The 12887-nt window shown below is 68.8% G+C and carries 10 protein-coding genes; all 10 read right to left on the bottom strand.

All coding sequences use genetic code 11. From position 1 onward, the window contains the following. Window positions 1-2: 2 nt before the first annotated feature. The 10 genes from VXM69_RS37395 to VXM69_RS37440 all read right to left on the bottom strand — a co-directional run bounded on the left by VXM69_RS37395 (window position 3) and on the right by VXM69_RS37440 (window position 12416). Window positions 3-1460 carry an aldehyde dehydrogenase family protein gene (locus VXM69_RS37395; RefSeq protein ID WP_367190479.1) on the bottom strand — a complete coding sequence of 486 codons (1458 nt, stop codon included), beginning with the start codon at window positions 1458-1460 and terminating at the stop codon, window positions 3-5. Further along, window positions 1457-2734 (bottom strand): FAD-binding oxidoreductase, encoded by a 1278-nt coding sequence (locus VXM69_RS37400; protein ID WP_200161445.1) that lies wholly within the window; start codon window positions 2732-2734, stop codon window positions 1457-1459. The genes VXM69_RS37395 and VXM69_RS37400 overlap by 4 nt, the downstream gene beginning before the upstream one ends. A 93-nt stretch (window positions 2735-2827) precedes the next feature. Beyond that, window positions 2828-4153, bottom strand: a complete 1326-nt coding sequence (locus tag VXM69_RS37405; RefSeq protein ID WP_027791938.1) for an FAD-binding oxidoreductase — start codon at window positions 4151-4153, stop codon at window positions 2828-2830. A 2-nt stretch (window positions 4154-4155) separates the two neighbouring features. After that, window positions 4156-4890, bottom strand: coding sequence for a cupin domain-containing protein (locus VXM69_RS37410; RefSeq protein WP_367190480.1), 735 nt, complete (start codon window positions 4888-4890; stop codon window positions 4156-4158). A gap of 118 nt (window positions 4891-5008) precedes the next feature. Continuing rightward, window positions 5009-5440, bottom strand: a complete 432-nt coding sequence (locus VXM69_RS37415) for a helix-turn-helix domain-containing protein (protein WP_027791940.1) — start codon at window positions 5438-5440, stop codon at window positions 5009-5011. Window positions 5441-5464: 24 nt separating this feature from the next. Then, window positions 5465-6799, bottom strand: coding sequence for an FAD-binding oxidoreductase (locus VXM69_RS37420; protein ID WP_080288025.1), 1335 nt, complete (start codon window positions 6797-6799; stop codon window positions 5465-5467). A 139-nt stretch (window positions 6800-6938) separates the two neighbouring features. Next, window positions 6939-8813: an ABC transporter ATP-binding protein gene (locus tag VXM69_RS37425; protein WP_034191864.1), complete on the bottom strand. Its 1875-nt coding sequence runs from the start codon at window positions 8811-8813 to the stop codon at window positions 6939-6941. Beyond that, entirely contained in the window at window positions 8813-9769 is a 957-nt protein-coding gene (locus tag VXM69_RS37430) for an ABC transporter permease (RefSeq protein WP_034191865.1), read from the bottom strand. The genes VXM69_RS37425 and VXM69_RS37430 overlap by 1 nt, the downstream gene beginning before the upstream one ends. Window positions 9770-9799: 30 nt before the next feature. Then, window positions 9800-10753 (bottom strand): ABC transporter permease, encoded by a 954-nt coding sequence (locus tag VXM69_RS37435; protein WP_034191866.1) that lies wholly within the window; start codon window positions 10751-10753, stop codon window positions 9800-9802. A gap of 79 nt (window positions 10754-10832) precedes the next feature. After that, the gene (locus VXM69_RS37440; protein ID WP_034191867.1) at window positions 10833-12416 is read right to left on the bottom strand and encodes an ABC transporter substrate-binding protein; all 1584 of its coding nucleotides are present in this window, start codon (window positions 12414-12416) and stop codon (window positions 10833-10835) included. Between the last annotated feature and the right edge of the window lie 471 nt (window positions 12417-12887).

Raw genomic sequence — 12887 nt, forward strand, 5'->3', positions numbered from 1 at the left:
CTTCAGTCGTCGAATCCGAGGATCGACTTGATTTCCATATATTCCTCCATCCCTTCGATCCCGTACTCGCGGCCGTTGCCCGACTGCTTGTATCCGCCGAACGGCGCCTGCGGATCCCACGCCGGGTAGTTCAGGTGTACCTGGCCGGCCCGGATGCGCGCGGCCACCGCGCGCGCCTGCGCCTTGTCGGTGCCCTGCACATGCGCGCCCAGCCCGTAGACCGTGTCGTTCGCAATGGCGATCGCCTCGTCCACGGTATCGTAGGGAAGAATCGCGAGCACCGGACCGAAGATCTCCTGCTGCGCGATCGTCATGTCGGTGCGGACGTCGGAGAAAATCGTCGGCCGCGCATAAAAGCCCTTGTCGAACCCTTCCGGCCGGCCGGGACCGCCGGCGATCAGCTTCGCCCGTTCGTCGAGGCCCGCGTCGATCATCTGCGCGACCCGGCCGAATTGCGCGCGATTGGCAAGCGGCCCGTGCGTCGTCGTCTCCGCGAACGGATCGCCGACCACCAGTTTCTGCGCGGCCGCGAGAGCCAGCGCCTCGACCGTGCCGAGCAGGTTGCGCGGCACGATCATGCGGGTCGGCGCGCTGCACGACTGACCCATGTTCCGGAACGCGGCGGCCACGCCGGGCGCAATGGCCCGCTGCAGGTCCGCATCCGGCAAGACGATGTTCGGCGACTTGCCGCCCAGCTCCTGCGCGACGCGCTTGACGGTCGGCGCCGCCGCCTGCGCCACCAGCACGCCGGCACGCGTCGAGCCGGTGATCGACACCATGTCGACTTCCGGGTGCGAAGACAGCGCGGCGCCCACCACCGCGCCGTCGCCGCTCACCAGGTTGAATACGCCCGCGGGCACGCCCGCATCGGCGATCACTTCCGCGAACAGCAGCGCGCTGAGCGGCGACAGCTCGCTGGGTTTCAGCACGACCGTACAGCCGGCAGCGAGCGCCGGGCCGACCTTCGCCGTGATCTGGTAGATCGGCCAGTTCCACGGCGTGATCAGCGCGCACACGCCGATCGGCTCGCGCACGATCGCGGTCGTTCCCCGCCGCGAGACGAACGGATAACGCGCGAGATTGTCGCGCGCGACGCGGATATGCTCGGCCGCGAGCGGCACGTGCGCGGCGCGCGCATAGCTGATCGGCGCGCCCATTTCCGTGGCCAGCGCCGCGGCGAACAGCTCCGCGCGCTCCAGCATCAACGCATGCACGCGATCGAGCAGCGCGGCGCGCGCCTGCGGCGACGTGGCCGCCCACGGTTCGAAGGCTCTGCGCGCGGCGCTGACGGCCCGGTCGGCGTCGCGCGCGTTGCCGAGCGGGATTTCGCACAGTCCGTCTTCGGTGGACGGGCTGACGACCACGAACCGGTCGCCGCCGTCGGGCACGACCCAGTCGCCGTCGATGAAGAGGCGATCGAGCCTTCCGTTTTGCATCAGGTGAACAACAGGAAAATTCATTGCAGCGTGTCCTTGAGTCGATACCAGGCACCGACGAACGGCAGGAACCAGGGTTTGCCGAAGTGCCCGGGAATGGCCGGCCAGTCGAAGTCTTTCCAGGGGTTGAGATCCGCGCGCCCGTCCATGATCTCCGCCATCAGCGTGCCCATCAGCGTGGCCATGTGCGTGCCGTGGCCGCTATAGCCCATCGCGTAGTACACGCCGTCGCGCTCGCCCGCGCGCGGTAGTCGGTTGGCGGTCATGTCGACCATCCCGCCCCAACAGTAGTCGATGCGTACGCCGGCCAGTTCGGGAAACACGGCGGCCAGCTGCTGCCGCAGGATCGCCCCGCTCTTTTCGTCCGAACGCGGATTCGACGCGGCGAACCGCGCGCGACCGCCGAACAGCATCCGGTTGTCGGGCGTGACGCGAAAGAAATTGACGAAGTTCTTCGTGTCGGTGACCATCCGGCGCGTCGGCAACAGCCGGTCGAGCAGGTCGTCCGGCAACGGCTCGGTGACGATGATGAACGCGCCGACCGGCACGATCCTGCGGCGAATCCAGCCGAACGGGCCGACCTGCGAAATGCCGCTCGCGAGCAGCACCTGGCGCGCACGGATCTCGCCGAGCGGCGTACGCGCCGCGTAAGCGCCGCCCGCTTGCCGCTTCAGCCCGAGCACCGGCGCATGCTCGAGGACGTGCGCGCCGCGCGCTTGCGCGGCGCGTGCCAGGCCACGCACGTAACGGCCGACGTGCATCCCGGCACTCTTGCCGAACAGCAGGCCGCCGTGATAACGGTCCGAGCCGATCTCGTCACGCAGCTCGGCTTTCGTCACCATGCGCGTGTCGGGATCCACGCTCGCCGCGAGCAGTGCCTGACTTCGCGCGAGCTTGTCGTAATGCTCAGGTTTCGCCGCGAGCTTGAGCTTGCCGCGGCGCACGAAATCGCAATCGATCGACTCCTCCCTGACCAGCCGCTCGACCGTATCGACGCCTGCGTCGAACGCGCGATAGAGCCGATTGGCCAGTTCCGTGCCGATGCGCTGCGACAGCGCCGCGTAATCCTGCGCGAAGCCGTTGTTGCACATACCGCCGTTGCGTCCCGATGCCGCCTGCCCGACGGTGCCCGCCTCGCAGACGATCACGCGCGCCCCTTTCCTGGCCAGCGCCAGTGCGGCCGCCGAGCCGGTGATCCCGCCGCCCACCACCAGCACGTCGCAACTGCCGTCGCGCAACGCCGGCGAGTTGCTCGCGAATGGCTCCGACGTATCGAGCCAGTAGGAACCGAAACGCATTCGTCACTCCCAGGTGGCCGCGCCGGACGGTCAGGCCGGCGAAGGTTCGCCGCGCCGGTCCGGCCGCTCGCGTGCGAGCGTCGCGGCCTTGCATCAGAAATCGGCGACCTTGCCCCATGCGGAATCGCTGAACCGGGCCGGCTGGTACGGCACCGGATCGACCAGCGGCGGCGCGCCCGTCGCAAGATCCGCGATCAGGTGCCCGGCGCCCGGCCCGATCCCGAAGCCGTGGCCGGAAAAGCCCGCCGCGAGGATCAGCCCCGGCACGCCCGGCACTTCGCCGATGCCCGGCACGCCGTCCGGCGTGCTGTCGACGAACCCGGCCCACGCGTGCGTGATCTTCGCGTCGCGAAGTTCGGGCATCAGTTCGACGGCGCGGCGGTAGGTTTCGTGGACCGTCGACATGTCCGGCTTCGGATCCAGGATGCGGACCGCCTCCATCGGCGTCGGCGCATCGAGGCGCCAGCGCTTCAGCGTTTCATGACCGCCGCGCAGCCCTTCGAGCCCGCCCGGCAGCAGATTGCGCCAGCGCTTCGCGAACATCGGCACGAATTGCGGCGCGAATCGCAGGAACTGCGGCGTCAGGTCCACCCGAGCGCGGCCGCTGATCGCCAGCGCGTAACGGCCGTCGCTGCGGCGCGTCACGGACACGCCGGACGTGTACATCGCATCCGGCAGCGGATGCTCGACCGGCGACACGCTCAGGATCGACTGACGGATCGACGCCTGCGGAAAACGGATGCCGAGCTGGCGGCAGAACGACGACGCCCAGGCGCCGCCCGCGAGCACGACGGTCTTGGTCTTGATCACGCCGGACTCCGTGACGACGGCGCTCACGCGTCCGCCCTCGCGTTCGATGCCGCGCGCCGCGCAGTACTGGTGGACACTGCCGCCGAGCTTCATCAGCGCTGCGGCGACGGCCGGCGCGGCCTTTTCCGGGTCGGCCGTGCCGTCGGTCGGCGAAAACACGCCGCCTTTCCACGGCCGCCCGGTCGCGTGCCCGCGCTCGGTGGCCTGCTTGCCGTCGAGCATGTACGTCGCCACGCCCGCCGTCTTCGCGAACTCGCCCCAGCTGGCCCAGCGGGCCAGCTCGGCCTCGTCATTGCTCAGGTACAACAGGCCGCAGCGATGAAAACCCGTGTCCTCGCCCGATTCGATCGCGAATCGTTCCCACAGGTCGATGCTCTTGCTTGCCATCGGCAACTCGCGCGCATCGCGGTTCTGCTGCCGGCACCAGCCCCAGTTGCGGCTCGACTGCTCGGCGCCGATGCGCCCCTTCTCGACGAGCGCGACCGATACGCCGCGCCGGGCCAGATAGTAGGCGGTGAAGACGCCGATGATGCCGCCGCCGATCACGACGACATCGGCCGAAGCCGGCAGCGTGGCCGGGGTTTCGATATGGCGTAGCGGAGGAGTCATGCTCAGGCTCGCTCGGTGGATGCGTTGACGGTCTGCACGACGTAGAACTTCGCCACGCGTTCGCTGCTTTCCCACCCGATCGGCGTGCCCTGCGGCACGAACAGCGCATCGCCGGCGCCGAGCGACAGCACGCTGCCGTCCGGCGCGGCGAACCGTACGTCGCCGTCCAGCAGGAACATGAATTCGTTCACGCGATGCGGCCGGACGATCCGGTGATAGGGCGTCGAATCCCACGTGCCCGCGCAGTACGCGGCGCCGTCGTCGACGAACACGTTGTCGCTGCGGCACTGCGGCGCCGGGCCGAGCAGCACCTCCGCCGGCAGCGTGGCCGACGGCTTGAAGTCGGCATCGGCTCGCAGCGCGAACACGCCGCGCCGGGTCGGTGCCGCGCACGCGGCGGCGCAGAACGTGAACAGCACGCGCGATGCCGCGGTCACGCGCAGCGCCGTGCCGCCGCCGATCACGGCCCCGTCTCCCGGGCTCAGCACCAGCGGCGCGGCGCCGGCCGCTTCGAGCGTCAGCTCGCCCTCGATGATCGCGATGGTTTCGATGTGCGGAAAGCTCACCACGTCGAGTTCGCCGGTGAACGCGACACGTCCGGCGGCCATCGCGTCAGGACCTTCCCACGCGATCTCCCGGGCTTGCGCGAAAGGATCGTTCGCGCCGAACGCCTGCTGGCGAAATACGGTTGACGAAGGCGCGCCATCGGCGCGGTGCAACACGAAAACTGCGGTCATATCTGCTCCTGTGCGGCGCGCGGCGGTGCGGTTGAACGCCGCCGCGCGATATCGGAAATCGTCGTTCGCCGGCTCTGCCGCCGGACCTCCCCGGCATGCGAACCGTGCGTGTGTGCGCCTACGCCGCGTGACACGACGCTTCGCGGCGCTCGGCATGCCTGCGCGTCGAAGACGTGCGCGCCGTCGCACCGCCTGCCCGCGCGACCACGTAATCGCGCGGCGTGATCCCGAGCACCCGCCGGAAATGCCGGCACAGATGGCTCTGATCGAAGAAACCGACGTCGGTCGCGACGACCGACGGCGCGAGACCGGCGCGCAACAGATCCTGCGCACGGCGTACCCGCACCAGACACAGATACCGGTGCGGCGACAAGCCGGTTTCGCTGCGAAAGCGCGCGGTGAAACGCGACACGCTCAATCCGGCCACCGCCGCGAGCGTGTCGAGGTTCAGCGGCTGCGCGAACGATGCATCGATCGCGCGCAGCACGTCGCCGATCGCCGGCGAGACGGGCCGCGCGACACGAGACGAGCCAACGAGTTGCACTGTCATGTCGTATCCTCCCGGGCGCTCGCTTCAGTGCAGGAAATCCTGCATCCGGTAATACGCGCCGACGAGCGGCAGGAACCACGCGTGCCCGAAATGGCCCGGTATCGCCGGCCATTCGAGCTCGCGCCACGGGTTCGACGCGGCTGCGCCATACAGCACGTCGGCCATCACGCGGCCCATGTGCACCGACATCTGCACGCCGTGGCCGCTGTAGCCCATCGAGTAATAGAGCCCGTCGTGCTGGCCCGCGCGCGGCAGCCGGTCGGCGGTGATGTCGACGAGGCCGCCCCAGCAGTAGTCGAGCCGCACGTCGGCCAGTTCCGGAAAGTAGCCGGCCATGCCGGCGCGCAGGACGTCGCCGCTTTTCGTATCCGAGCGCGGGCTCGACATCGCGAAACGCGCGCGGCCGCCGAACAGCAGCCGGTTGTCGGGCGTCACGCGGAAGTAGTTGCCGATCTGGCGCGACGTCACGTACGCGCGGCGATGCGGGAACAGCCGGTTCAGTTGCGCGTCGGCCAGCGGCTCGGTGACGACGATGAAGCTGCCGACCGGCGCGATGCGCCGCCGGAACCACGCGAACGGGCCGTGCTGCGATGCGCCGGTCGCGACCAGCACGCGATCGGCGACGATCGTGCCGCGGGTGCTGGTGATCGAGTGACGCTCGCCGTCGAGCCGGTCGAGCTGCGTGACGGCCGCCTGCTCGTACACGCGTGCGCCGGCACGCACGGCCGCTTGCGCGAGGCCGACGCCGAACTTGCCCATGTGCATCTGCGCGCCGTTGCGCTGCAGGAGCCCGCCGTAGAAACCGTCGGATGCGATTTCATCGCGGATCCGCGACGGCTCGATCAGCTCGATGTCGGGATCGACGTCGCGGCGCAACGCATCGAAGGTCTTTTCGAGCCCGGCGAAGTGCTGCGGCTTCGCGGCGAGCTTCAGCTTGCCGGCGCGCCGGAAATCGCAATCGATCGCCTGTTCGGTCACGATGGTCTCGACGCTCTTCACCGCGCTTTCGTACGCGAGATAAAACTGCTTCGCCTGCGTGGCGCCAATGCGCGCGGCCAGCGACGCGTAGTCCTGCGCGACGCCCGTATTGCACTGGCCGCCGTTGCGGCCGGACGCCTCGCCGGCCACCTGCGCGGCTTCGAGCACGACCACCGACACGCCGCGCTGCGCGAGCGCGAGCGCCGCCGACAAGCCGGTGAAACCGCCGCCGATCACGACGACGTCGGCCCGCCCTTCGACGGGACCAACGCTTCCGGCGCGAAACGCGGGGCGGGTATCCAGCCAGTACGATTCCAGTTTCATTGGATCCTTCTTGTGCATGCCGGCAATGTCGATCGGCGAACGTTCAATGAGAATCATTTAATCACCGTCAAAAACCGCAGTTGCCGCGTATTCGCGCGCGGCACGCGTGCAAATTGCCGTTTTGCGCGACCGCCGCAGCAGACTATGCGGCGGGCCGTCCACCGCACCGCGCGATGAACGGTTCGCGCGCCTCGCACTACAGCTGTACCGGCGCGACGCCAGCGGAAATCGGCTCCGCCTGGAAGCGCGCGAGATCTTCCTCGCTGCGATGGCACAGCACCTGCGCGCCGTTCCCGAGCGTGCGCAGCGACGGGGCCGTGCGGTTGCACACGCCGTCCACACGCATCGCGCAGCGCGACAGGAACGGACACAGCTCGGCCTCGTTCTCGCGCTCGCCGATCGGCACCAGCGGCCGGTGGCAACGCTCGGCCGCATCGTCGAGCCAGCCCGCGCGCAACTCCGGCGCGGACGACACCAGCAAGTGCGAATACGGGTGATAAGGCGGCGCGCACAGCGCGTCGCGGCTGCCCGTCTCCACGCGGCGGCCCGCATACAGCACGACGATGTCGTCGCTGATCGCGCGCACCTTCGCGATGTCGTGCGTGATGAACACGTACGACACGCCGAGCTTCGCCTGCAGGTCGCGCAGCAGCTCGATGATCGCGGCGCCGACCACGGTGTCGAGCGCCGACGTGACCTCGTCGCACAGGATCAGGTCGGGCTCGGCCGCGAGCGCGCGCGCGAGGTTCACGCGCTGCTTCTGGCCGCCCGACAGCTCGCCGGTACGCCGCGAGGCCACCGCCGGCGGTAGCCGCACGAGTTCGAGCAGCTCCGCGACGCGCTGCCGCGCACGCGCGCCCTTGATGCCGTGATAGAACGCGAGCGGCCGTGCGAGCGTGCGCTCGACGGTATGCACCGGGTTGAGCGCGGTATCGGCGTTCTGGAACACGATCTGCACGCGGCGGTGCTGCTCCTTGGTGCGCTTGACGATATCGAGCGCGAGCGGCTCGCCGTCGAGCAGGATCTTGCCGCCCGTCGCCGGCACGAGGCCCGCGATCACCTTCGCGAGCGTGGTCTTGCCGGAGCCCGATTCGCCGATCACGCCGACCGTCTGGCCGCGCCCGATGCGCAGGTCGACTTCGTGCAGGATCACCTTCGCGGGCCACCCTTTGGCGGTACGGCCGCCGTAGCCGGCGATCGCGCCGCGCACGTCGAGCAGCGGCGTCGGCGCGGCCGGCTCCGGTGCTTGCCCCTGCGCGTCGCGTTCGGCATCGTTCGGCGTGACCGCCGCGATCAGGCTCTGCGTGTACGGGTGCGTCGGCGCATGCAGGATCTGTTCGGTGTCGCCCGCCTCGCGGATCACACCGTCGCTCAGCACGACGATCCGGTCGGCCATCTGCGCGACCACGGCCAGGTCGTGGGACACGTACACCGCGCTCATCCCGTAGCGCCGGATCACGCTCTTGAACGCCTGCAGCACGTCGATCTGCGTGGTCACGTCGAGCGCGGTGGTCGGCTCGTCTAGGATCACCAGCTCCGGATCCGTGATCAGCGCCATCGCGGCCATCAGCCGCTGCAGTTGACCGCCCGATACCTGGTGCGGATAGCGCTTGCCGATCGTCTCCGGCTCCGGCAGCGCGAGCGCGCGAAACAGCTCGATCGCCTTCGCCTGCGCGTCGCGCTTCGTCATCGTCTTGTGGATCAGCGCGCTCTCGATCACCTGGTCGAGAATCGTGCGCGACGGGTTGAACGCGGCGGCCGCGCTCTGCGCGATATACGCGACCTTGCGGCCGCGCAGCGCGGTCAGCGCCGCTGCGGAAAGCGTGCACACGTCGGTGCCGTCGAGCTTCACCGAGCCGCCGGCGATCCGGCATCCGGCGCGCGCATGGCCCATCAGCGACAGCGCGATCGTCGTCTTGCCGGAGCCCGATTCGCCGATCAGCGCGAGCACCTCGCCGCGCGCGATGTCGAAGTCGACACCGTGGACGATTGTCGTTTCCTCGCCGCCCGGCCGGCCGCCGACCACGCGCAGCCCGCGCACCTCGACGAGCGGGTTCGATTCGTGTCGCATCAGTGTCCTCCGGCGGCGCCGGCCGCGCCCTTGCGGCGGCCGCGATGCGGCAGGCCGTCGATCATCAGGTTGACGCCCACCGTCAGGATCGCGATCGCGACCGCGGGCACGATCGCGACGGCCGAGCCGTCGCCGAGGCTCGCGATGTTCTCGCGCACGAGCGAGCCGAGGTCCGCGTACGGCGGTTGCACGCCGAGCCCGAGAAAGCTCAGGCCGCTCAGCAGCAGCACGACGAACGTGAAGCGCAGCCCGGTGTCCGCCAGCATCGGGTGGATCATGTTCGGCAGCATCTCGACGCACGCGATGTACAGCGCGCTTTCGCCGCGTGCGCGCGCGACCTGCACGAATTCCAGCGTGCTGATGTTGACGGCGAGCGCGCGCGCGATCCGGTACGAGCCGGGCATGTAGCTGACCGCGGCGGTAAGGACCAGCAGCGGCAGCGACGAGCCGAACGCGGCGACGAACATCAGCGCGAACATCTTCGACGGAATCGACGTGAGCGCGTCGAGCAGCCGGCTCATCGTCTCGTCGACCGCGCGGCCCGACACGGTCGCGAGCAACCCGAGCGTCGTGCCGGTCACGGCGGCGAGCAGCACCGCGGCCAGCGCGAGCAGCACGGTCAGCCGCGCGCCGTACAGGATCCGGCTCAGCATGTCGCGGCCGAGGAAGTCGGAGCCGAACGGCAGCTTCGCGCTGAACGGCGCGAACACGTCCGGCGTGACGATCGCGCCGACGTCGTGCGGCGCGAGCAGCGGCGCGAACACGGCGATGAACAGCATCAGGCCGACCATCGCCAGACCGACGCGGCCGCCGGTCGTCAAGGCGATGCGCGCGGTGCGGCGCTTGCGCGGCTGGTCGGGGGCAGGCGCGGCCGGCGGCATGCTGCCCCGCCCCAGGGGCGGGTCGTCGGATGGCGGCAGCGGGCTGCTGCGTTGTACGGGTTCGATCGGTTGCATGGGCGGCATCTCGGAAGGAAGACGAAACACTCAGGTGCGCAGTCGCGGGTTCGACACGATCGAGCACAGGTCGGCGAACAGCACGAGCGTCAGGTAAGCGACGCAGAAGATCAGCGTGCACGCCTGGACCAACGGGAAATCGCGGTTGCTGACGGCGTCGACCATCAGGCTCGCGAGGCCCGGATAGTTGAAGATCGTCTCGACGACGATCACGCCGCCGAGCAGATACGACAGGCTCAGCGCGATTGCATTGGCGATCGGGCCGATCGCGTTCGGCAGCGCATGGCGCAGCACAACGCGCGCGGGGCTTGCGCCCTTCAACGTGGCCATCTCGACGTACGACGCGCTCAGTTGCTCGATCACCGCGGCGCGCGTCATGCGCGCCATCTGCGCGATCACGACCGCGCACAGCGTCAACACCGGCATCGCATACGCACGCAGGAAATCGTGCAGGCTCTCGATCGGGCCGCTGTACGACAGCGCGGACAGCCAGTGCAGCTTCACCGCGAACACGAGCACGGCGACCGTCGCGATCAGGAATTCCGGCGTCGCGACGAGCGACAGCGTGCCGAGGCTGATCACGCGGTCGACCACCGTCTCGCGCTTGACCGCCGCGAGGATGCCGAGCAGCAGCGCGATCGGCACCGACACGGCGGTCGTGATCGCCGCAAGCGCGAGCGACTTCGGCAGGCGGCCGCCGATCAGCTCCGACACCGGCATGTCGCCGGACAGCGACCGGCCGAAATCGCCGTGCAACAGCCCGGCGAGCCAGTGCACGTAACGGACGTGCGCCGGCATGTCGAGACCGAACTGCTGGCGCAGCGCGGCGACCGTCTCCGGCGTCGCCGACTGGCCGAGCGCGGCCTGCGCGGCGTCGCCCGGCAGCAGGTTCGTGATCGTGAAGATGATCGCGGACACGATCAGCAGGGTCAGCGCGGTGACCGCGATGCGCCGGCCGATCAGCCCGATGAGAATTCGGTTCATGGAGCAGCACTCCCGAAAAAACCGTGCGTGGCCGGCGCGGGGGCCCGCACCGGCCGCGCGACGGCGGCCAGCCACGACGTCACGCGTTCCACCACACGTTCTCGGCGAACATGAAGCCCATCATCCCGCCGGTCGGGATCGAACCGAGGCCCGCGAGCCGCTTGTCGTACCCGTCGAGGAAGCTGATGAACGCCGGAATGCCGACCCGGCCCTGCTGCGCCACGATCACCTGCATGTCGCCGTACATCTGCTTGCGCTTCGCGTCGTCGGTTTCCGAACGCGCGGCGAGCAGCAACTGGTCGAACTTCGCGTTCTTCCAGCCCGATTCGTTCCACGGCGCATCCGACTTGAAGAACTGCGTGAACAGCACGTCGGCGCTCGAACGCGGGTTGATGTTGCCGAACGTGAGCGGGTGCTTCATCCAGTGGTTCGACCAGTAGCCGTCGGGCGACGCGCGATTGACCTGCAGGTTCAGCCCGATCTTCTGGCCGGCCTGCTGCAGCAGCACGGCCATTTCGATCGACCCGTTCGCGTCGGACGTCGCATAGATCGGCGGCAGCGTGGTGCCGAGCGCGCCCGCCTTCTGGAGCAGGAATTTCGCCTTGTCCGGATCGTGCGCCCGCTGCGGCAGCGACGCGTTGAAGTAGCGATGCCCCGGCGGGATCGGCTGGTCGTTGCCGATCACCGAGTAGCCGCGGAACACCGCCGTGCGGATCTGCTCGCGATCGAACAGGTACTTCATCCCTTCGACGAAATCGGGATTCGAGACGATCGGGTTGTCGCTGCGCATGATCAGGTCGGTATAGAGGCCCGACTTGGTTTCCTTCAGCGCGTAGCCCGGCGTCGACGAGACCCGCTGCGTCGAGCGCGGATCGATCGCGTTGATCAGGTGCACGTCGCCCGACAGCAGCGCGTTCAGGCGCGCGGCGCTGTCGCCGATGCCGATCAGCTCGATCTCGTCGAGATACGGCCTGCCCGGCTTGAAGTAGCTGTCATTGCGCACGCCGATGGTCGCCACGCCCGGCTTGAACGACTTCAGCTTGTACGGGCCGCAGCCGATACCGGTGCTGAAGTCGGTCGTGCCGTCCTTGACGATCACGAGCTGCGGCGTCGCGAGGATCACCGGCAGATCGGCGTTCGCGCTCACGAGCGTCAGCGTGACTTCGTCGGGGCCGGTCGCCTTCGCATCCGCGAACTGTTCGGCGAGCGGCTTGACCTTCGACGCGGTGGCCGGGTTCTTGTGGCGCATCAGCGAAAACACCACGTCGGCCGGGCCGACGGGCTTGCCGTCGTGGAACGTGACGCCCTTGCGCAGCTTGATGATCCACGTCTTCGCATCGGTCGTCTGCAGCGACTCGGCGAGGTTCATCTGCGGCGTGAGGCTCGCATCGAGCTGCGTGAGACCGCTGTAGAACATGAAGAAACGGGTGTAGTCCGCGCCCGTCGAGCCCTTGGCCGGATCGAGCGTATCGGCCGTCGAGCCGGCTTCGTTCGCGACCCGGATCTTGCCGCCGCGCTTCGGCGCGGGCGCGGCGAATGCCGACTGCGCATCCATCAGCAGCCCGCCGCCGCCGACGGCCATCATGCCGCTCGCCGCCATGACCCGCATCATGTCGCGGCGCGTGAAGCCGCCCTTGCCGTCATTGTCGATATCGTCGCTCATCCGAACTGCTCCTGACTGTGGGAAGTGGGTCCAAGGGTCCAGCGTGGTTGTTCAATCCCGCCGCGCCCGCTTGCTGGTGGCGGGCGCGACGTTGTACACATGCAGTTCATTTAAGCATCGCCAAAATGCGGTTTGTCGCGATTCGGGCGGCCCGCACGATACGAATCGACCGTTTTGAGCCGCCCGCGCAGCATGAATTGCTGCGTGCGCGCATGTGTCGTCGTGCGCCCGGCGGCGTGTCGCGGCGGCTGCCCGACCCGTGTCGATACAGGAAATCGTAAGGCCGCAGCCGCCGCAGATTGCGCCGACAAAATTGCCCGTTCGGCATCCGGCGCGCGTTTGACTCACGCAAACCGCACGTTTGTGTCGAATGTGTGTGCGCGTGCCCAAGACGGTCGAAACGAGCGGCACGTTGCGGCGGATCGCCGCACGCACGAGCGGCGACGATGGGGATCGCGACGGGACGTCGCG

Source organism: Burkholderia sp. Ed8 (genome assembly GCF_040761425.1).
Classification (GTDB): Bacteria; Pseudomonadota; Gammaproteobacteria; order Burkholderiales; family Burkholderiaceae; genus Burkholderia; species Burkholderia seminalis.

Excerpts from the sequence above, each read along its gene's own strand:
- VXM69_RS37400 (WP_200161445.1), bottom strand. The coding sequence starts at position 2,734 with ATGCGTTTCGGTTCCTACTGGCTCGATACGTCGGAGCCATTCGCGAGC.
- VXM69_RS37430 (WP_034191865.1), bottom strand. The coding sequence starts at position 9,769 with ATGCAACCGATCGAACCCGTACAACGCAGCAGCCCGCTGCCGCCATCC.
- VXM69_RS37435 (WP_034191866.1), bottom strand. The coding sequence starts at position 10,753 with ATGAACCGAATTCTCATCGGGCTGATCGGCCGGCGCATCGCGGTCACC.
- VXM69_RS37420 (WP_080288025.1), bottom strand. The coding sequence starts at position 6,799 with ATGATTCTCATTGAACGTTCGCCGATCGACATTGCCGGCATGCACAAG.
- VXM69_RS37415 (WP_027791940.1), bottom strand. The coding sequence starts at position 5,440 with ATGACAGTGCAACTCGTTGGCTCGTCTCGTGTCGCGCGGCCCGTCTCG.
- VXM69_RS37405 (WP_027791938.1), bottom strand. The coding sequence starts at position 4,153 with ATGACTCCTCCGCTACGCCATATCGAAACCCCGGCCACGCTGCCGGCT.
- VXM69_RS37440 (WP_034191867.1), bottom strand. The coding sequence starts at position 12,416 with ATGAGCGACGATATCGACAATGACGGCAAGGGCGGCTTCACGCGCCGC.
- VXM69_RS37395 (WP_367190479.1), bottom strand. The coding sequence starts at position 1,460 with ATGAATTTTCCTGTTGTTCACCTGATGCAAAACGGAAGGCTCGATCGC.
- VXM69_RS37410 (WP_367190480.1), bottom strand. The coding sequence starts at position 4,890 with ATGACCGCAGTTTTCGTGTTGCACCGCGCCGATGGCGCGCCTTCGTCA.
- VXM69_RS37425 (WP_034191864.1), bottom strand. The coding sequence starts at position 8,813 with ATGCGACACGAATCGAACCCGCTCGTCGAGGTGCGCGGGCTGCGCGTG.